Source organism: Cellulosimicrobium sp. So1_17 (assembly GCF_055181235.1).
Map to the genome: position 1 here is coordinate 1,080,996 of NZ_CM143702.1, position 19,691 is coordinate 1,100,686.

The 19,691-nt window shown below is 74.4% G+C and carries 18 protein-coding genes; 6 read left to right on the plus strand and 12 right to left on the minus strand.

Translation table 11 applies throughout. The features are described from left to right. Positions 1 to 11: 11 nt before the first annotated feature. Together dinB and ACZCLJ_RS04875 are read right to left on the minus strand one after the other, a co-directional pair. Positions 12 to 1,268 carry a DNA polymerase IV gene (gene dinB / locus ACZCLJ_RS04870; RefSeq protein WP_251150733.1) on the minus strand — a complete coding sequence of 419 codons (1,257 nt, stop codon included), beginning with the start codon at positions 1,266 to 1,268 and terminating at the stop codon, positions 12 to 14. 30 nt (positions 1,269 to 1,298) lie between these two features. Further along, a complete protein-coding gene (locus ACZCLJ_RS04875) occupies positions 1,299 to 1,742 on the minus strand; it encodes an SAV_6107 family HEPN domain-containing protein (RefSeq protein WP_251150732.1) in 444 nt (147 codons plus the stop codon). A 105-nt stretch (positions 1,743 to 1,847) separates the two neighbouring features. Here ACZCLJ_RS04875 and ACZCLJ_RS04880 point away from each other — a divergent pair, with 105 nt between their 5' ends. Beyond that, positions 1,848 to 2,897, plus strand: a complete 1,050-nt coding sequence (locus ACZCLJ_RS04880) for a spermidine synthase (protein WP_463105653.1) — start codon at positions 1,848 to 1,850, stop codon at positions 2,895 to 2,897. A 179-nt stretch (positions 2,898 to 3,076) separates the two neighbouring features. On the opposite strand, the gene ACZCLJ_RS04885 is transcribed toward ACZCLJ_RS04880, so the two are convergent. The 5 genes from ACZCLJ_RS04885 to ACZCLJ_RS04905 form a co-directional block, all read right to left on the minus strand. Then, complete coding sequence (locus ACZCLJ_RS04885; protein ID WP_251150730.1) at positions 3,077 to 3,280, minus strand: cold-shock protein; 204 nt, start codon at positions 3,278 to 3,280, stop codon at positions 3,077 to 3,079. A 286-nt stretch (positions 3,281 to 3,566) separates the two neighbouring features. After that, entirely contained in the window at positions 3,567 to 4,490 is a 924-nt protein-coding gene (locus ACZCLJ_RS04890) for a proteasome assembly chaperone family protein (RefSeq protein WP_463105654.1), read from the minus strand. Between the two features lie 131 nt (positions 4,491 to 4,621). Beyond that, positions 4,622 to 5,062 (minus strand): response regulator, encoded by a 441-nt coding sequence (locus ACZCLJ_RS04895; RefSeq protein WP_251150728.1) that lies wholly within the window; start codon positions 5,060 to 5,062, stop codon positions 4,622 to 4,624. Then, the gene (locus ACZCLJ_RS04900) at positions 5,059 to 6,687 is read right to left on the minus strand and encodes an ATP-binding protein (protein ID WP_463105655.1); all 1,629 of its coding nucleotides are present in this window, start codon (positions 6,685 to 6,687) and stop codon (positions 5,059 to 5,061) included. Before ACZCLJ_RS04900 ends, ACZCLJ_RS04895 begins: the two co-directional genes overlap by 4 nt. After that, complete coding sequence (locus ACZCLJ_RS04905) at positions 6,684 to 8,012, minus strand: PP2C family protein-serine/threonine phosphatase (protein WP_353050419.1); 1,329 nt, start codon at positions 8,010 to 8,012, stop codon at positions 6,684 to 6,686. The genes ACZCLJ_RS04900 and ACZCLJ_RS04905 overlap by 4 nt, the downstream gene beginning before the upstream one ends. A gap of 221 nt (positions 8,013 to 8,233) precedes the next feature. On the opposite strand from ACZCLJ_RS04905, the gene ACZCLJ_RS04910 reads away from it, so the two are divergent. From ACZCLJ_RS04910 to ACZCLJ_RS04920, 3 genes are all read left to right on the plus strand, one after another. Then, positions 8,234 to 10,498, plus strand: coding sequence for a HelD family protein (locus tag ACZCLJ_RS04910; RefSeq protein WP_463105656.1), 2,265 nt, complete (start codon positions 8,234 to 8,236; stop codon positions 10,496 to 10,498). Between the two features lie 75 nt (positions 10,499 to 10,573). Beyond that, positions 10,574 to 11,773 (plus strand): phosphoglycerate dehydrogenase, encoded by a 1,200-nt coding sequence (serA, locus tag ACZCLJ_RS04915; protein ID WP_251150725.1) that lies wholly within the window; start codon positions 10,574 to 10,576, stop codon positions 11,771 to 11,773. 90 nt (positions 11,774 to 11,863) lie between these two features. After that, the gene (locus ACZCLJ_RS04920; protein ID WP_463105657.1) at positions 11,864 to 12,322 is read left to right on the plus strand and encodes a pyridoxamine 5'-phosphate oxidase family protein; all 459 of its coding nucleotides are present in this window, start codon (positions 11,864 to 11,866) and stop codon (positions 12,320 to 12,322) included. Between the two features lie 122 nt (positions 12,323 to 12,444). Here the strand turns inward: ACZCLJ_RS04920 and ACZCLJ_RS04925 are convergent, their stop codons facing one another. Next, the gene (locus ACZCLJ_RS04925) at positions 12,445 to 12,639 is read right to left on the minus strand and encodes a DUF5302 domain-containing protein (RefSeq protein WP_251150723.1); all 195 of its coding nucleotides are present in this window, start codon (positions 12,637 to 12,639) and stop codon (positions 12,445 to 12,447) included. 164 nt (positions 12,640 to 12,803) lie between these two features. On the opposite strand from ACZCLJ_RS04925, the gene ACZCLJ_RS04930 reads away from it, so the two are divergent. Then, the gene (locus ACZCLJ_RS04930) at positions 12,804 to 13,862 is read left to right on the plus strand and encodes an aldo/keto reductase (protein WP_463105658.1); all 1,059 of its coding nucleotides are present in this window, start codon (positions 12,804 to 12,806) and stop codon (positions 13,860 to 13,862) included. A gap of 26 nt (positions 13,863 to 13,888) precedes the next feature. Here ACZCLJ_RS04930 and nrdR read toward each other — a convergent pair whose 3' ends face one another. Next, complete coding sequence (gene nrdR / locus ACZCLJ_RS04935) at positions 13,889 to 14,467, minus strand: transcriptional regulator NrdR (RefSeq protein WP_463105659.1); 579 nt, start codon at positions 14,465 to 14,467, stop codon at positions 13,889 to 13,891. 405 nt (positions 14,468 to 14,872) lie between these two features. Further along, positions 14,873 to 15,232 carry a LysM peptidoglycan-binding domain-containing protein gene (locus ACZCLJ_RS04940; RefSeq protein ID WP_251150720.1) on the minus strand — a complete coding sequence of 120 codons (360 nt, stop codon included), beginning with the start codon at positions 15,230 to 15,232 and terminating at the stop codon, positions 14,873 to 14,875. A 396-nt stretch (positions 15,233 to 15,628) separates the two neighbouring features. On the opposite strand from ACZCLJ_RS04940, the gene lexA reads away from it, so the two are divergent. Then, entirely contained in the window at positions 15,629 to 16,357 is a 729-nt protein-coding gene (gene lexA / locus ACZCLJ_RS04945; protein WP_251150719.1) for a transcriptional repressor LexA, read from the plus strand. Positions 16,358 to 16,465: 108 nt separating this feature from the next. On the opposite strand, the gene ACZCLJ_RS04950 is transcribed toward lexA, so the two are convergent. Both ACZCLJ_RS04950 and ACZCLJ_RS04955 read right to left on the minus strand, forming a co-directional pair. After that, entirely contained in the window at positions 16,466 to 17,485 is a 1,020-nt protein-coding gene (locus ACZCLJ_RS04950) for an L-lactate dehydrogenase (RefSeq protein WP_251150718.1), read from the minus strand. Between the two features lie 25 nt (positions 17,486 to 17,510). Beyond that, positions 17,511 to 19,634, minus strand: a complete 2,124-nt coding sequence (locus tag ACZCLJ_RS04955; protein ID WP_463105660.1) for an ATP-dependent DNA helicase — start codon at positions 19,632 to 19,634, stop codon at positions 17,511 to 17,513. Between the last annotated feature and the right edge of the window lie 57 nt (positions 19,635 to 19,691).

Consider the following 19,691-nt stretch of genomic DNA (forward strand, 5'->3'; position numbering starts at 1 on the left):
GAGTGACACCCTCAGGATAGATCCACATCAGCGGGGGTGGTAGTCGAGCGGCGTCCTCGGGGCCCCATCGCGATGGATCTCACCCCGAACCGGCCTCGGACGGCGTCCACGGCCTCTTCCGCGCGCCGTCGGGTGGCACCGTGCTCGTCGACCGACTCCTCCAGGGTGGGCTGGGCGACCGACCCCTGCCGGCCCTCGAGGCCCTCGGCACGGACCCCCACGAGGCGCACGGCGAGCCCGTGCAGGTCGACGCCGGCGACGAGCTCGCGCGCGACGAGGTAGATCTCTCGCGCGACGTCCGTGGGCGACCCGAGGGTGCGGGACCGGGTCACCGTCCGGAAGTCGCTCGTGCGCACCTTCACGCTCACCGTCCGGGCCACGAACCCCTGCTGGCGCAACCGCGCCGCACACCGGTCGGAGAGCTCGAGAACACGGTCCTGCACCGCCCCGAGGTCACGCAGGTCGTGCTCGAACGTCGTCTCGGCGCCGATCGAGCGCTCTGACCGCTCCGGCACCACGGGCCGCGGGTCACGACCCCACGCGAGGTCGTGCAGGTGCGCGCCGGCGACCCTGCCGACCGCCGCCTGCAGCACGGGCACGTCGGTGTCCGCGAGCTCGGCGACGGTACGGATCCCCCACTGGGCCAGAGCGTGCTCGGTGCGCTCCCCCACGCCCCACAGCGCACCCACCGGCAGCGTGCGCAGGAAGGGGACGGTGGCGGCGGCCGGCACGAGGAGCATCCCGTCGGGCTTGGCGTGCGTCGAGGCCAGCTTGGCGACGAACTTCGTCCTCGCGATGCCGACCGAGCACGTGATGCCGTGCGCGGACCGGACCCGTTCGCGCAGCGCGGCGCCGATCACCGTGGGCGGACCGAGCCGCCGGCGAGCGCCGCTCACGTCGAGGAAGGCCTCGTCGACGCTCACCTGCTCGACGAGCGCCGTGACCTCGCCGAGGATCGCCATGACCGAGCGCGAGACGTCGTGGTAGCGACCGTGGTCCGGAGGGACGACGATCGCCTGCGGGCACGCACGCCGCGCCGCGGTCATGGGCATCGCCGAGTGCACCCCGAACGCGCGCGCCTCGTACGTCGCGGCGAGGACGACCCCGCGCTCGGCGCCGCCGACGATCACGGGACGGCCACGCAGCTCGGGGCGCCGCGCGAGCTCGACGGACGCGAAGAACGCGTCCATGTCGACGTGCAGGATGGTGCAGCCGTCCTCGTCGGCACCCCAGTCACGACGCACCGCGGCCCGCGGCCCGCGGCTCATCGCCACCCCCGGCTCATCATGGGCCCCACGTCATGACGCGACCGTGCGCACGCCGGGCAGACGCACGAAGCCCGCGTCGGGATCGACGAGCATCGCGACCTCGTCGCGGAAGTCCTCGGCGCACGCCAGGAGCTCGTCGGCACGGCGCGCGTCCACCGCGTCGGACCTCCCGGCGTCGAGGGCGGCGCGCACCCGGGCGCCACCGGCGAAGTACACGGACCACGCGGCGAGCTCCGGCTCGGCGTCGGAGAGCTGGTCCCACACGGGGCGGGCGCGACCGCGACGCACCGGCCGACCGCGGAGCGCGACGACCGCCGCCGCAGCTCGCAGCGCGCCCAGGTGCGCGTGCACGAACCGTTCGGCCGGGTCCGTCGCGACCGCCGCGGAGACGAGCTCGGCGTCCGCGCGCGCGAGCATCCGCCCGACCTCGCCCGGGACGGGAGCCGGAGCGGTCCCTCTCATGTCCTTCGTCATCGCGCACCTCCCACACCACTATCGAACACGTGTTCGACTGCTGTCAACGCCGCCGGAGCCGCCAGCCGACCGTCACGTCGGCCGGGACGCCGTACGGTGGGGCCCATGGCTCGTCGCACCCGCCGGTCCCCTCGTGCCGACACAGCGTCCCCCGAGCCACCCACACCGCGCGGCCGTCGTCGCCGGGCCGTCGCCGCGCACGGCCGTGACCTGCCCGAGGGCGCGGTCGCGACGACGACGGGGACGGCCCGGCTCGAGCGCGACCCCGACCACGACGGGGCCGTGACCCTGTACGTCAACGGCGTGCCGAGCTCTCACGTCGACCTCGACGACCCCGGGTTCCTCGCGTTCGAGTACATGCAGCAGATGGCGGCGGTGATCGAGCACGCGCCGCCCGGCCCCCTGCGGGTGCTCCACCTCGGGGCCGCGGGGTGCACCCTGGCGCGCTGGGTGGAGCACACCCGACCCGGCTCGACCCAGGTCGGCGTCGACCTCGACGCGCGGCTCCTCGAGCTCGTGCGCGAGTGGTTCGACCTGCCGCGCTCGCCGCGGCTGCGCCTGCGGGCCGACGACGCGGGCCACGCGCTGACGACCTTCCCCGACGGGGCGTTCGACGTCGTCGTCCGTGACGTGTTCGCCGGGGACGCCACCCCTGAGCACCTCGTGACGACTGCGACGGCGCGCGAGGTGCGGCGCGTCCTGCGCCCGGGAGGGGTGTACCTGGCGAACTGCGCGGACCGTCCGCCGCTGACCACCGCACGTCGCGAGCTCGCGACGCTCGCAGCGGTCGCGGCCACCGACGGCACGACCGGGCCGCCTCCAGGATCGCGCCCCGGCGACCCGGCAGGCGACCGGCCGAGCGACCGGCCGAGCGATCGGCCGAGAGATCGGGACGGGGTCGGGCTCGCCGCGATCGCGGAGCCCGGCCAGCTCAAGGGCCGGCGCTACGGGAACCTCGTGCTCGTCGCGGTGCGCCCCGGGCCGACGTCGATCGACCTCGCGTCAGCAGGCCTGTCGCGTGCGGCGCGGACCCTCCCGCTCCCCGCCCGTGTCCTGGTCGGCGCCGAGCTCGAGGCGTTCGTCGGCGCGGCCCGGCCGTTCGACGACCCGTCGGAGAACGCCGCGCCCCCACCGTCCACTGACGGCCACGGGTAGCTGACGTCCGCGCCCGACCGATCCCGTGCGGTCCGGCCCCGACGCCGTGCGGTCCTGACCCGATGCCGTGCGCCCGGACCGGCGCCGCCGCCGCCCGGACGCACAGGAGCCGCGCCCCGTGCCGGGGCGCGGCTCCTGTGCGAGGACCGCTCGGTGGCCTTCGGCCGCCGGTGCGGCCGTCAGAGCGGGCGGACGTTCTCCGCCTGCGGGCCCTTCGGGCCCTGGGTGATCTCGAACTCGACCCGCTGCGCCTCGTCGAGCGTGCGGTACCCCTGCGTCTCGATCGCCGAGTAGTGCACAAAGACGTCTGCACCCCCGCCGTCCTGCGCGATGAAGCCGAAGCCCTTCTCGGCGTTGAACCACTTCACAGAACCCTGCGCCATGCTGTTCCTCTGACCTTCTGTCCGTCCGGGACGTCAGCGAGCGGACCCTTCGTCCACCCCGTGCGCCACAGGACGACGTCCCACGCCTTCGCCGGTGGCCGGACCCGAGGGCCGGCAGGACGCCCGTCCGGGCCGCTCGATCACGCGGCGACCCGTGCGGCCGGCACCGGGTCGTGCGCGAGCTCGTCACTGCAGCGGGTGACAGTCTGGCACGGACGGTGTGGGATGTGCCACGCAGGATCGCGACGTCTCGTGCCGATTTGTCGGGACAAAGGGCCGCGCGCGCTCAGTCCCCCTGCTGCGCGAGGAAGCGCTCGAACTCGGCGCCGAGCTCGTCCGCGGTCGGGATCGGCGCGGTGTCCGCGAGCAGGCTCGTCCGGCCTACCGCGCGGGCGAAGGCGTCGTACTGCTCCTCGAGCGCGCGGACGACGGCCGCGACCTCCTCGGAGTCGTGCACCTGCCGCTCGACCTCGGTCGTCGCGTCCTGCGCGGCCTCCGCGAGACCGGCGGTCGCGAGGTCGAGGCCCGTGAGGCGCTGGACGTGCTCGAGCGCGACCACCGTGGCGGGCGGGTAGGCGGACTGGGCGAGGTAGTGCGGGACGTGCACGGTGTAGCCGACCGCGTCACGGCCCGCCTGACCGAGGCGCAGCTCGAACAGGGCCGCGAGGCTCGCCGGCACCTTCACCGTCCCGAACCACGACGCGTGCTCCGCGACGAGCTCCGGGCGGGTCGCGTGGGCCGTCACGGAGAGCGGGCGCGTGTGCGGGATGCCCATCGGGATCCCGTGGATCCCGACCGTCAGCGACACGCCGAGCCGGTCGACGACGTCGCGCAGCGCGGCGACCACGCGCTCCCACTGCAGGTCGGGCTCTGCGCCGTGCAGCAGCAGGAACCCCGTCCCCTCGGTGTCGCGGACGTGGTCGACCACGAGGTGCGGCTCGTCGTACGCCGACCACCGGTCGGTGCTGAACGTCATCGTGGCGCGCTTCGAGCGGTAGTCCAGGAGCTGGTCGACGTCGAACGTCACCAGCCGGGTGACCTCACCGCCGTCGAGCAGGTGCTCGACGGCGCGCTCGCCGGCGCTCCCCGCGTCCACGAAGCCGGTGATCGCGTGCACCAGCACGGGACCGGCGCCCGGTTCCGGGGCGCTCGGCCACAGGCGCGCGACCGCGTCCTCGTCGAGCTCGTAGATCTCCCGGGGGTCCAGCATCCGTCCTCCTCGTCACGTCCCACGCCGTCCGCCGTCGTGCGCGGAGGCCTGTGGTCGACAACGCGTCGCACCGGCAGATCCTTCCCGGTGCCCGCGGTGTGCACGCCCGACGGCGCAGGGCAGGCGCGCGGTCAGCGACCGGGCAGCCGCACCACCGAGACGAAGAAGTCGTCGATCTGTCGCACCACGTCGATGAAGCGGTCGAAGTCGACGGGCTTCGTCACGTAGGCGTTCGCGTGGAGGGAGTAGCTGCGCACCACGTCCTCCTCGGCCTCCGACGTCGTGAGCACCACGACCGGGATCTTCCGCAGGACGGCGTCGGCCTTGAGCTCCGCGAGGACCTCGCGACCGTCCATGCGCGGCAGGTTGAGGTCGAGCAGGATGAGGTCCGGCGTCGGGGCGTCGGCGTGCTCGCCCTCCTTGCGCAGGAACGCCAGCGCGCTCACGCCGTCGGAGACGACCGACAGCCTGTTCGTGACCTTGTGGTCCTCGAACGCCTCGCGCGTCATGAGCACGTCGCCCGGGTCGTCCTCGACGAGCAGGACGTCGATGGGCTTCGTGCCGTGGCTCATGCGGTGGTCTCCTCGTGGTCGCGGCCCGTCCCCGGGCCGGCGTCGTCCGTGCGAGCGTAGCCGACCTGCGCGTGCACGTAGGCGTGCGCGAGCGTGAAGCGGACCGTCGTGCCACCGTCGCGCGGCTCGATCCAGATGCGGCCGCCGTGGTACTCGACGATGCGCTTGCACAGCGCGAGCCCGATGCCGGTGCCCTCGTAGACGTCCTTCGCGTGCAGCCGTTGGAAGATCACGAAAACCCGCTCCGCGTACTGGGGGTCGATCCCGATGCCGTTGTCGGCGACCGAGATCTCCCAGTGGGTGTCGCGTGCGAGGACACCCACGTGGACGACCGGGGGGCGGTCCGGCGACCGGAACTTCAGCGCGTTCCCGACGAGGTTCGCGAGGAGCTGCTGCAGCAGGGCGCGCTCGCCGACGACGACGGGCAGCGGGTCGTGCGTGACGGTGGCTCCGCTCGCGGTGATCGCCTCCGACAGGTCGTCGAGCACCAGCCCGAGGGACGCCTCGAGGTCGACGTCGACGCGTTCCGTCCCCGTCCGGCCGACGCGCGAGAACCCGAGCAGGTCCTGGATGAGGCGCTGCATGCGCTTGGCGCCGTCGACGGCGAAGTCGATGTACTGGTCGGCCCGGTCGTCGAGCTCGCCGCCGTACCGCTTCTTGAGCAGCTGGGTGAAGCTCGCCACCTTGCGCAGCGGCTCCTGGAGGTCGTGCGAGGCGACGTACGCGAACTGCTCGAGGTCGCGGTTCGAGCGCTCGAGCTCACGCGCCTGCTCCTCGAGCCGCTCGTGCGCGCGCGCCGAGTCCGCGTGGGACGCCTTGATCTCCGCGACCTGGGCGACGAGCTCGACGCGCATGTGCTCGACGTCCTGCGCGAGGTCGGCGATCTCCGCGGGACCCGACGTGACGACGGGCTCGTCGAGCTGGCCCGAGCTCACGAGCCGGACGCGGTGCGCGAGCTGCGCGACGGGCTCGGTCACCCACCTCTTGAGGCACACCCACAGGATGATCCCCACCGCGAGCGCCGCGCCGACCAGCACGAGGACGCTGCCGAACAGGACGCGGCTCCAGCGGTCCAGGGCCTCGACGGCCTCCGCCCGCTCCGCGCGGAGGTCCTCGACGTAGCGCCCCGTGGCGGCGCGCGCCTCGGCGAAGAGCGCGGCCCCCTCGGCGCGCTCCACCCGCGTGACGGTGCCCGCGCCCGCTCGGCCCGTGGACTCGATCGCGGGCTCGGCGTACTCGGTGAACCACGCCTCGACCGCGCGCAGCGCCTCGTCGTGCGCGACGGTCAGGCCGTCGCCGGAACCGAGCCGCGCGAGGTCCGCCGGGTCGGCGATCGCGACGGTCGCGTCACCCCCCACGGCACGCCCGTAGGCCTCGAGCGCGGTGTCGTCGCCCGTCGCCGCGTAGGAGCGCACCGCCGACTCCGTGTCGAGCAGCGCGACGAACGAGGAGTCGGCCTGGGTGACGGCGTCGAAGTACGGCCCGGTGATCTCGTCCTGGAGCGTGAGCACGCGCGAGAGCGCGAGGGCCGACGTCGTCACGACTCCCAGCAGGATCACCCCGGCGACGACGAGCGACCACCCGAGCCGCCGGCGGAGCGTGGGGGCTCGACGCGCCGCGCTCACCGTGCCCACTCGTCGGAGTCGGCGAGCGTCGCGGTGCGCTCGGCGGGGACGGGTGCGTCGTCGCCCGCCCACCCGATGACGAGCAGGGCCGCGTCGTCGGCGAGCGGCCCGCCGTGCAGGTCGCGGACGCGGCGGAACACGCGCTCCACGATGCCCTCGGTCCCCTGCTCGAGGGCCGCGTCGACCGCGCGCCGCAGGCCGTCGACGCCGATGCGCTCCGGACGCGCCCCGCGCGCGCTCACGGCGGGGTCCTGCACCGTCGCCTCGACGAGCCCGTCCGTGTAGAGCATGAGCGCCCAGCGGCCGCCGAGCTCCACACGCTGGGCCGACCACCCGCCGGCGACCGGGATCCCGAGCGCGCGCCCGCGGGCCGTCGTCGGGACCTCGGTCGCGCGCTCCTGCAGCAGGAGCGGCGCGAGGTGCCCGGCGAGGTGGATGTCGGCGTACCGCCGGCCGGGGTCGACGACGACCTGGCAGAGCGTGACGAACACCTCCGGGCGTGCGCGCTCCGGGACGAGGACGCGCTCCAGGAGCGGCAGGATCGCCGCAGGGTCCGTGTCCGACAGGACGATCGTGCGCCACGCCGTGCGCAGCGTCGCGCCGAGCGCGGCCTCGTCGGGTCCGTGCCCGGCGACGTCGCCGATGACGCACAGCACGGAGCCGTCGGGCCGCTCGACCGCGTCGTAGAAGTCGCCGCCGAGGAGCCCGTTCCCGCCGGGCACGTAGCCGACCATGACCGCGAGCCGCTCGTCCTGGACGAGCGGGGTGGGCAGGAGTGCCCGCTCGAGCCGGGCCGTCTCGGCCGCCCGGACCTCGCTGCGGTACAGCGCCCGCTGCTGCTCCTCCGACTTGCGCCGCTGCACGGCGTAGCGCACCGAGCGGCCGAGCAGGTCGCCGTCCACCTCGCCCTTGACGAGGTAGTCGTCGGCGCCCGCCGCGACGGCCTGGACGCCCAGGTCGATCCCCGAGTGCCCGGTGAGCACGACGAGGGCGGGCGGGCTCGTGCCCGCGCGCAGCCGCTCGACGCCGCCGAGGCCGACGGAGTCCGGGAGGCCGAGGTCGAGGAGGACGCAGTCCACAGGACGGGTCGGGAGCATCTCGAGGGCGAGGTCGAGCGTCGTGGCGCGGTGCAGCTCGACCTTGAGGCTCGCGTCGGAGAGCAGCTCCTCGACGAGGAGCGCGTCGCCGTCGTCGTCCTCCACGAGAAGGATCCGCAGCACGTCGGACGGGGCGAGCACGGACCTGGCCGGCTCACCGGCAGCCCTGCCGGTGCTGCCGGCTCCGGAGGTCCCCGCGACCGGGTCGTGCCGGGCCTCGCCGGTCACGACGTCCGCTCCCGACCTGTCGCCATGGCCACCGATCCTAGCGGCCCCGCCCGTCCGACCCCGGCACGACGCCCCGGGCGTGCCGGAGAGGTGCACGAGGTGCGCCATAATGGACGGCCGCGTCGCGGCAGGTGGCACGCGGTCGGTCGCGGGGCCCGCGCCAGCCGGCAGCAGCCGGCACGGGGCGGCGCGGGACGGCGCAGGACGGACGAGAGGAAGACGTGGGACGTTCGGACGAGCTCCGGCTCGAGCAGGAGGTCGTGGACATCCTCTACGCACGTCTGGACGAGCTGCGCGCCGCGTCCCGCGCGCGCCTCGACGCGGTCCGCCGGTCGGGGCCGTCCGGGTCGCCCCAGAACCGCAGCGAGCGCGACGCGTTCGCGACGCTCTACGAGGACCGCGTGGCGCAGCTCGACGCCGTGGAGGACCGCCTGGCCTTCGGCCGGCTCGACCTGGAGGACTCGACACGCCGCTACGTGGGCCGCATCGGGCTCACCGACGCCGAGCACACGAGCCTCCTGACGGACTGGCGGGCACCGGCCGCGCAGGCCTTCTACCGCGCGACCGCCGCGCAGCCCGACGGCGTCGTGCGCCGGCGCCACCTCGTGACGCACCGGCGCGAGGTGACCGGGATCGAGGACGAGCTGCTCGACCTCGACGCGCCGGCGGACGTCGCGGGCTCGACGCTCTCCGGCGAGGGCGCCCTGCTCGCCGCGATGGCCGCGGGCCGCACCGGCCGGATGGGCGACATCGTCGCGACGATCCAGGCCGAGCAGGACGCGATCATCCGCTCCCCGCTGGGCGGCGCGCTCGTCGTCCAGGGCGGGCCGGGGACGGGCAAGACCGCGGTCGCGCTGCACCGCGCCGCCTACCTCCTGTACGCGCACCGGCGCGTGCTCGAGCGGTCGGGCGTGCTGCTCGTCGGCCCCAGCCTGTCGTTCCTGCGGTACATCGACCAGGTCCTGCCGTCCCTCGGCGAGACGGGCGTCGTCAGCACGACGGTGTCCGACCTCCTGCCCGGACTCGTCGCGGACGGCGAGGAGGACCCGCGCGTCGCGCAGGTCAAGGGCCGGGCGGTCATGGCGACGGCGGTGCGCCGCGCCGTGCGCGCGCGCGAGCGCGTCCCCGCGCAGGACGTCCCGTTCCGGCTCGACGGGCACGACCTCGTCGTCCGCCGCCGCGACGTGCGCGACGCGATCGCCAAGGCGCGACGCACGCACAAGCCGCACAACCTCGCGCGCGTCACGTTCGTGCGCGACATGCTCGGGCGGCTCGTCGACCAGTACGCCGCGCAGCTCGGCGAGCCGCTCGTCGGGGAGGACCGCACGATCGCGCTCGAGGACCTGCGGTCCCACCACGACGTCCGGGTCGCGCTCAACCTCGCCTGGCTGCCCATCACCCCCGAGCGGCTCGTCGAGGACCTGTACACCAAGCCGCACCGGCTCGAAGAGGCTGCTCCCGAGCTCTCGCCGGCCGAGCGTCGTCTGCTCGAGCGCCCCAAGGGCTCGCCGTGGACGGCGGCGGACGTCCCGCTGCTCGACGAGGCGGCCGACCTGCTCGGCGAGGACGACCAGGCCTCGCGCGCCGAGGCGGCGGCGCAGACCGCGCAGCGCGCTCGCGACCTCGAGTACGCGCGCCAGGTGCTCGAGTCGTCCGGGGCGGGCGGCGGGATCGTCGACGCCGACGTGCTCGCGGAGCGGTTCGCGGCGAGCGGCCCGCGGCTCACCACGGCCGAGCGCGCGGCGCAGGACCGGACCTGGACCTACGGGCACGTCGTCGTGGACGAGGCGCAGGAGCTGTCCGCGATGGCGTGGCGGATGCTGGTCCGCCGGTGCCCGACGCGGTCGTTCACGATCGTCGGCGACGTCGCGCAGACGTCGTCGCTCGCGGGCGCCCGCTCGTGGTCGGGCGCGCTCGACCCCGTGCTGCGCGACGGCTGGCGCCTCGCCGAGCTCACCGTCAACTACCGCACCCCGGCCGCGGTCGCCGACGCCGCGCGGGAGGCCGCCGTCGCCGCGGGCCTGCCCGTCTCGCCGCTCACGTCGGCGCGCGAGGTCGCCGACTCGCTGCGGTTCGTCTCGGTGGACGACGGCGTGGAGGGCTCCGGCGGGCCGGGCGCCCCGGTCCCGGGCGACGTCGTCCTGGACGCGGTGCGCCGCGAGGTCGCGTCGGCCCGCGCGGCGTTCGTCGGTGGCGAGGCGGGGCGCGTCGCCGTCGTGGCGACGGCACCGGCCCTCCCGGCGGTGCGGGCTGCGCTGGGCCTCGACGCCCCGGGCCGGCGCGCGGACCCCGACGCGCCCGTCGTCGTCCTCGACCCCGTGCAGGTGAAGGGGCTCGAGTTCGACGCGGTCGTCCTCGTCGAGCCCGCCGACGTGGCCGCGGGCGCGTCGGGAGCGTCCGACCTCTACGTCGCGATGACGAGGCCCACCCAGCGTCTCGTGGTCGTGCACGCCCGTCCCCTGCCGGCAGGGCTCGGCTCCCGGTAGTCGGGCGGCGTTCACGTCGTCCCGAGGGCCAAGACCCGTTTGGTCCGCACCGCGGAGCAGGCGCACCATGGGTGTGTGCTACGCGCCCTCCTCCTCGAAAACCTGCACCCGCTCGCCGCCTCGAACCTCGAGGCCGCGGGCATCGACGTCACCGTCCGCACCGGAGCGCTCGACGAGTCCGAGCTGATCGACGCCCTCCAGGGCGTCCACCTGCTCGGCATCCGGTCCAAGACGAACGTCACCGCGACCGTGCTCGAGAACGCGCCCGACCTCGTCGCGCTCGGGGCGTTCTGCATCGGGACCAACCAGATCGACCTGCGGTCGGCCGCGACCCAGGGCGTGGCCGCCTTCAACGCCCCGTTCCAGAACACGCGCTCCGTGGTCGAGCTCGCCCTCGCCGAGATCATCGCGCTCACGCGCCGCCTCACCGAGCGCGACCGCGCGCTGCACGACGGCGTGTGGGACAAGTCGGCCGAGGGCGCTCACGAGGTCCGGGGACGCACGCTCGGCATCGTGGGCTACGGCAACATCGGCACGCAGCTCTCGGTCGTCGCGGAGAACCTCGGCATGTCCGTCGTGTTCTACGACACGGCGGAGAAGCTCGCGCTGGGCAACGCCCGCCGCATGGACACGCTCGACGAGCTCCTCGAGACCGCCGACGTCGTGACGCTGCACGTCGACGGCCGCGCGGGCAACGCCGGGATGTTCGGGGCCAAGCAGATCGCGCGCATGCGCCCGGGCGCGATCTTCCTCAACCTGTCGCGCGGGTTCGTCGTCGACTACGACGCGCTCCGCGAGGCGATCCTGTCGGGTCACGTCGCGGGGGCCGCCGTCGACGTGTTCCCCGAGGAGCCGAAGCGCAAGGGCGACTCGTTCCACTCGGAGCTGCGCGGCCTGCCGAACGTCATCCTCACCCCGCACATCGGCGGGTCGACCGAGGAGGCGCAGGAGGCGATCGGGCAGTTCGTGTCGTCGAAGCTGCGGGACTACCTGACGACCGGCTCCACGACCCTCAGCGTCAACGTGCCCAACCTCGCGCTCGAGCAGACCACGGGGATCACGCGCATCACGCACCTGCACCGCAACACGCCGGGCGTGCTCGCGGCGGTCAACGCCACGCTCGCCGAGCACGGCACCAACATCGAGGGCCAGCTCCTCGCGACGCGGGGCGAGCTCGGGTACGTCGTCACCGACGTCGGCTCGCGCGTCGAGCCGGCCGTCGTGAGCGCGCTCGCCGACATGGAGCAGACGATCGCCCTGCGCGTCCTGGACTGACCTGGCGCTCGACCGCCGGGTGCGAAGGTCCCCGACACCGGGGACCTTCGTCGTCTGCGCGCCAGTGGCGCCGCGGTGCGACGATGGAGCATGACCGGATACACGAACGACGCCCCCGAGGTGCTCGACGCCACGACCTGCTGGGCGTTGATCGCGGGGACGCGGGTCTCGCGGCTCGCCGTGAGCGTCCGGGGCGAGCCCGACATCTACCCCGTGAGCGTGCGGGCCCACGACGGCACGCTGACCTTCCGCACCATCCCGGGGACCAAGCTGGCGACGCTCGTCACGAACGACCGCGTCGCGCTCGAGTGGGACGGGGTCGACGGGGACTCCGCGTGGAGCGTCGTCGTGCGCGGGACGGCGCGCCGCCTCGACACGGCGGAACAGGTCTCCGCCGCGGAGTCGACGGCCGAGCCGCTCGTGCCCCTCGTCGACGTCCCGACCGAGGAGTGGGTGAGGATCGATCCGCACGCCGTCAGCGGGCGTCGGTTCCACCGTGCCGCCGCACCTGCGTCGGACACCGACCGGTCACCCGGCACGCGCCCCTGACGCGACCCGCCCGGGGGGCACGCTGCCCCTCGGCGCTGCCCTGACGACCGCGACGGTCCGGGGACGACGACGGGACCCGGCCGCGCGTGGCGACGCAGGTCCCGTCAGGGCTGCTGGAGCGGTCAGCCGGACTTGCGGCGGAACGTGCGCTGCACCGGCCCGACGGTCTCGGACCCGTGCACGGAACCGGTGTTCGTGTCCCCGTCCGCCGAACGGTGCCGGGCGGCGTTCTTGCGGTCGAGCGCCTCGCGGAACTTCGCCTTGGCCTCGTCGCTGGGTGCCGTCTCGGCTGCTGGGCGCTGCTGGTCGGACGCCATCGCGTTCTCCTCGTCCTCGGGGTCAGGTGGGTCGGCTGGGATCGAGAACCAGCCGACGTCAGGTGGTTCGGGAGCCCGACGGTCCGGGCACTCCGCCAGCCTCCCCCACGCCCGGCCCTGGCGCCAGTCCTTTCCGGCCGCCGGCCTCGGGTAGCGTCGTGGACGTGCCTGACACCGCTCCCGACGACGCCCCCGTCACCGGCTCCCGCGACCTCCCGCACCGACGGCTCGGCCGGACCGGGCTGACGCTCCCCGCGGTCTCGCTCGGGCTGTGGCAGAACTTCGGCGAGGCCGACGCGTTCGCGACGCAGCGGGAGATCGTCCTGCACGCCGTCGACCGTGGCGTGACGCACCTGGACCTCGCGAACAACTACGGTCCCCCGGGCGGCGCGGCGGAGTCCTCGCTCGGCCGCCTCCTGGCGCGCGAGCTGCGCCCCGTCCGCGACGAGCTCGTCGTCACGACGAAGGCGGGGTACCGCATGGGTCCCGGGCCGTACGGCGAGGGCGGCTCGCGCAAGTACCTGCTGTCGTCGCTCGACGCGTCGCTGCGCCGGCTCGGCCTCGACCATGTCGACGTCTTCTACAGCCACCGCTTCGACCCGACCACCCCGCTCCACGAGACCGTCGGCGCGCTCGCGACCGCGGTGCGCTCGGGGCGCGCGCGGTACGTCGGGATCTCGTCGTATTCCGCTCAGCGCACGCGCGAGGCGCTGCACGTCGCCGCCGAGCTCGGGGTCGAGCTCGTGGTCACCCAGGTCTCGTACTCGATGCTCAACCGGTGGATCGAGGTCCCGGACGCGTCGGGCAGCAGCGTGCTCGACGTCGCGGCGGACGCCGGGCTGGGTGTCGTCGCCTTCTCCCCGCTCGCCCAGGGGATGCTCACGGACCGCTACCTCCGCGGGACGCCGCACGGCTCGCGAGCGGCTCGTGGCGGACCGCTGCGCGAGGAGTTCCTCTCGGAGGCGAACCTCGAGCACGTACGCCGGCTCCACGCCCTCGCTCGCGCGAACGGCCGGACGTTGGCCGCCACGGCGATCGCGTGGGCACTGCGCGACGGACGAGTCACCTCGGTGCTCCTCGGCGCCAGCTCCGCACGTCAGCTCGACGACAACCTCGCCGCCCTCGAGGCACCGGCCCTCACCGACGAGGAGCTGCGCGCGGTCGAGTCGATCCCGACCGACACCGGGATCAACCTCTGGGCCTCACGCTCGAGCGACCTCTGACTCGCAGCGTCCTCGCCGGCGCCGGGTCAGGACGTCGGCGACCCCGCGACGTCAGCGCCGCCGGCCGCCCCGGCGTCGCTGCCGGCAGCGTCGGGCTCGCCGGGGCCGCGCACCGCGCGCCCGTCGTCGCCTGCGGCCAGCCGGGCGGCGGTCCGCTCCTCCCGTTCGACCCGGAGCGACGTGATCGCGCTCTCGAAGTCCTCCAGGGAGTCGAACGCCTGGTACACGCTCGCGAACCGCAGGTAGGCCACCTCGTCGAGCTCGCGCAAGGGGCCGAGGATCGCGAGACCGATCTCGTACGCGTCGAGCTCGGCGCTCCCGCTCGCCCGGATCGTCTCCTCGACCCGTTGGGCGAGGAGCGCGAGGTCGTCCTCGTTGACGGGCCGGCCCTGGCAGGCCTTGCGGACGCCGTTGACGATCTTCTCGCGCGAGAAGGGTTCGGTGACCCCGGACCGCTTGACGACGGACAGGCTGGCCGTCTCGATCGTCGTGAAGCGTCGCTGGCACTGCGGGCACTGACGCCGGCGACGGATCGACGCGCCGTCGTCCGACGTCCGTGAGTCGACGACACGAGAGTCCGCGTGGCGGCAGAACGGGCAGTGCATGACGGCTCTCCTCGGCTGGGCTCCCCGGCACCTCGCAGGGCGAGGGCGGCGCGACGAACGTATGACGCCGCCCTGCGACGGTGCAACACGCCGAGGTCCCGAGGACGGAGCAGTGGACGGAGCAGATGTGCGCCGCGCCGGACCCCGGAGATGCAGAACGGGGGCGACCGTCTCCGGTCGCCCCCGTCGGGACGCCCCCGTCCCCATCTCGCGCGCGACTCGCCTCGCGCGCTCCGACGTGCTCAGGGGTCGCGGATGACCGCCGACCCCGCCTCCTGCCCGGCCCCCCAGCCAGGCGAGTGAGGTGACACTAACTTAGGCCCGCCTAAGCGTGGAGCGCAACCCAGGGCGGCGCACAGGACGAGCGGGAGCGCGTGTCGTAGGTCACAGGGCCGGGTCGGCGCCTCACGCGTCGACCGGGAGCAGCAGCCGCTGCCCGGCACGGAGGCCCGACGACGACAGCCCGTTGAGCTCGACGATCCGTGCCACGACGTCGCGCACGTCCTCGCCGGGCGTGGCCAGCGCCGACGCGTGGTCCCAGAGCGTCTCCCCCGCCGCGACCACGTGGACCCGGACCTCCTCGGGCTCTCCTGCCGACCCCGCGACGGCGCTGCCCACGCGCGCGCCGAGCACGACCAGGAGCGCCAGGAGGACCACCAGGACGACCCGTCCTCGCCGCGTGAGCCGCAGCGGCGCCTCTGGTACGCCGCCACCACCCGATCGCGCGAGGCCCTGCTCGCCCCACGTCGCCGTCATGCTCGCCATCACTACCTCCGTCCCCCGCCGGCGCCGGAGCGCCTTCCCCGGTCGCTCCGGCCCGGCGGGGTTGTGTCGTCGACCCGGGACCCGGATCGAACACCTGTGCGTAGAACACCTGTACGAAGGTCTACCACGTCCGGCGCGCCGAGTCGAGACATGCTCGAACAGATGTTTGATTCGTGTCGCTCTCTCCCCTAGCCTGGGACCAGGTCGGTTCGCCGGACATGTCCATCGACAGGTCCGGCCCGGAACGCCTCCCGCCAGGGACGACGCACCGGATCGGGTCGACCGGTGCCCCGGCGAGCGCGGCGGGGCACCACCGACGAGGAGGACGGCGCGCCGGACGGGGCAGGTGACCTCCGGGCGGGCGTCGACCGCGAGGCGACGAGGGCGGAGACCACGATGGCGGGACGAGGCAGGAACACGAGCGCGGGGCTCGCCGAGGTGCGCGAGCTCCCCGACGGCACGGCGGGCAGCGACGGCCTGACGCCACGACAGCGCCTGGTCCTCGACACGATCCGCTCGTGCGTCGAGCAGCGCGGCTATCCCCCGAGCATGCGCGAGATCGGCGAGGCCGTCGGCCTGACGAGCCCGTCCTCGGTCAAGCACCAGCTCACCACGCTCGAGCGCAAGGGGTACCTGCGCCGGGACCCGAACCGTCCGCGCGCCATCGAGGTCGTGCAGCCCGACGACGGCCGTCGTGCCGTTCCCCTCGTCCGCGTCGCCGACGACCAGGTGCACGACGAGGCGCACCCCGCGCCGTCGTACGTCCCCGTGGTGGGCCGGATCGCCGCGGGCGGACCGATCCTCGCCGAGCAGGTCGTCGAGGACGTCTTCCCGCTGCCGCGCCAGCTCGTCGGCGACGGCGAGCTCTTCCTCCTGCGGGTGCAGGGCGACTCGATGATCGACGCCGCGATCTGCGACGGCGACTGGGTCGTGGTGCGCCGGCAGAACGTCGCGGAGAACGGCGAGATCGTCGCCGCGATGATCGACGGCGAGGCGACCGTGAAGACCTTCAAGCGGGGCGACGGCCACGTCTGGCTCGTGCCGCACAACTCCGCGTACGAGCCGATCGCCGGTGACGACGCGCAGGTGCTCGGGCGCGTCGTGTCCGTCCTGCGCAGTCTCTGACTCGGCACGGTTCCCGACCTCTACGCGCCCCCGGGCCGCTCGACCGACCTGACGACGGGCCGGTGATCCCTCCTCGTGGGATCACCGGCCCGCCGTCGTGCTCCGCTCCTACAGGCCGAACCGCCGCGCGACCGCGCGCAAGGACTCTGCCGAGCTCCGGAGACCTGTCAGCTCCGCGTCGGAGAGCGGCACCTCGACACGCTCGCTCGCGCCCCGGCGGTCGATCAGCGTCGGCAGCGACAGGCACACGTCGTCGATCCCGTAGTCACCGTCCAGCAGCGTCGAGACGGGCAGGAGCCGGTGCTCGTCGCCGAGGACCGCCTCGATGATGCGGGTACCTGCGAGGCCGACGGCGTAGTTCGTCGCCCCCTTGCCCTCGATGATCCGGTAGGCGGAGTGGACCACCTCGTGCGCGATCTCCTCGCGGGCGTCCTCGGACAGCGGAGGGTGGCCCGCGATCCCGGGCCAGTCGAGCAGCGGGACGCCGCCGATCGTCGCCGAGCTCCACAGAGGGATCTCGCTGTCGCCGTGCTCGCCCGCGATGTAGGCGTGGACGTTCTGCACCGCGACGCCGCAGTGCTGTGCGACGAGGAAGCGCAGGCGCGACGAGTCGAGCACCGTGCCGCTGCCGAACAGGCGCTCGGGCGGCAGGCCGGAGAACTTCAGCGCCGCGTAGGTGACGATGTCGACCGGGTTCGTCACCATGACGTAGACGGCGTCCGGCGCGACCTCGACCAGCCCAGGGAGGATGCTGCGCATGAGGCCGATCGTGCCTTCGGCGAGGTCCAACCGCGTCTGGCCCTGCTTCTGCTTCGCCCCCGCGGTCACGACCACGACGTCCGCACCGGCGCACACCGCGACGTCGTCGGACCCCTCGACCTTCGCCATCGGCATGAACTGGATGCCGTGCTGCAGGTCGAGGACCTCCGCCTCGACCTTGGCCCGGTTGACGTCCAGCATGGCGACCGTCCTGGCCGCCCCCCGCATGAGGGCCGCGTACGCGAGCGTCGACCCGACGGCACCCGCCCCGACGATCGCCAGCTTGGTGGTCCGTGCCGCGGAGCCCGGGACCGGGCTCCCGGCGGGCGCCTGCGCGGGGGTGGGCAAGGTGGTGCCTGCGTCGGTCATCGCGCCTCCGTCTCGTGGGATGCGCTCAGCCTAGGGCGGCGAGGCGCCTCAGCGCAGCGGCAGCGACCTCGCGGTCGGTCGTCCGCCAGAATCCCGGCATCGACCGGGTGAGGAACGTCCCGTAGCGTGCGGTGACGAGCCGGGGGTCGAGGACCGCGACCACACCGCGGTCGGTCGTCGAGCGGACGAGGCGCCCCGCACCCTGGGCCAGCAGGAGCGCGGCGTGCGTCGCGGACACCTGCATGAAGCCGTTGCCGCCCGCCGCCTCGACGGCACGGGCGCGGGCGGAGCGCACGGGGTCGTCGGGACGCGGGAACGGGATGCGGTCGATGAGGACGAGCTGGCACGAGGGGCCCGGGACGTCCACGCCCTGCCACAAGGAGAGGGTGCCGAACAGGCACGTCGCCGGGTCGTTGGCGAACTCGCGCACGAGCGTGGGGAGCTGGTCGTCGCCCTGGCACAGGACGGGGACGTCGAGCCGCTCACGCATCGCCTCGGCAGCGGCGACGGCCGCCCGCCGCGACGAGAACAGGCCGAGCGTCCGGCCGCCCGCAGCCTCGACGAGCGTCGCGATCTCGTCGAGCTGGTGCTCCGTCGCGGCGTCGCGACCGGGCGTCGGCAGGTGCTTGGCCACGTACAGGATCCCCTGACGCGGGTAGTCGAACGGGCTGCCGACGTCGAGGCCTCGCCAGGAGGGCGCCTCCTCGCCGTCCGACCCGCCGCCGCCCAGCCCGAACGTGCGCGCGACGGCGTCGAACGTCCCGCCGAGCGCGAGCGTCGCGGACGTGAAGACCCCGGTCCGCTCGGTGAGGAGGTGCGTACGGATGAGGCCGGCGACGCCCAGGGGCGCCGCGTGGAGCCTGCTCGCTCCCTCGCCGAACCGGTCGGCGGTCCAGCCGCCCTCGCCGGGTCGTGAGCACCACAGCACGTCGTGGCCGGTCGGGTCCCCGGCCATCCGCTCGGCGACCTCGAAGAGCTGGAGCATCGCCGACTGCGCCATCTTCAGGCCGGTGTCCGGCGTCGCGGGCTTCTGGACGCCGGTCTCGGGCTTGAGGCGCGAGAGCACCTCGCGCGCCGCGTCGCGCACCGCCGCGACGGCGTCGCGCGCGCCGTCGGGCAGCCCGTCGGGGAAGCGCTCGGCGGGCAGCGCCCCGACCACGGTGCCGAACGCCGCCGAGGCGGCGTCGAGCGCCTCGGTCGCCGCGCCCCCGTGCCGCCGGGCGAGGCGTGCGGCTCCCTCGATGGCGGGGACCGAGAGGTCGACGGTCGCTGCCGCCGTCACGCGGTCCGCGAGCTCGTGCGCCTCGTCGACCACGAGGACGTCGTGCTCCGGGAGGACGCCCGGCGAGCCCATCGCCGCGATGCCGAGCATCGCGTGGTTCGTGACGACGACGTCGGCCTCGCGCGCGGCCGCCCGTGCCTTGTCGGGGAAGCACTCGGCGAGGAGCGGGCAGCGCTGCCCGAGGCACTCGAGCGCGGTCACGGAGACCTGGCGCCACGCCTTGTCGCTCACGCCGGGGACGAGGTCGTCCCGGTCGCCGCTCTCCGTCTCCTGGGCCCACTCGCGGACCCGCACGACCTGCTCCCCGAGCGACGGTGCCGCGCGGCCGTCGGCCCGCGCGGGCGGGTGGTCGGTCGCGCCGGCCGTCTCGCCGGGCAGGTCGAAGAGCGTCGGCTCGTCCGTCGGGTAGCCGCCCGCGACCTTGTGGACGCACACGTAGTTGTGCCACCCCTTGAGGAGGGCGATCGAGGCAGGGCGCGGAAGCTCTGCGCCGATCGCCTCCGCGACGAGCGGCAGGTCACGGGTGATGACCTGGCGCTGCAGCGCGAGGGTGGCGGTCGAGACGACGACGCGCTCGTCGGCCGCGACCGCGTGCCGCACCGCCGGGACGAGGTAGCCGAGCGACTTTCCCGTACCGGTCCCCGCCTGGACGACGAGGTGCTCGCCGCTCCCGATGGACCCGGCGACGGCGGTCGCCATCGCGTGCTGCCCGTCGCGGCGTGCGCCGCCGAGCCGGCCGACGGCGAGGTCGAGCAGCGTGTCGACGTCCGGGACCCCGGCGAGCGCCGCGGCGTCACGGGACGGCGGGCCGTCCGGCGCCGCGGTGTCCTCGGTCGGACGGTTCGTGGCGGGCGAGACGGGAGGCACCCGTCGAGTCTACGGTCGGGCGCCGACGACCCGGGCTCGGACCCACGGGCTGTGGAC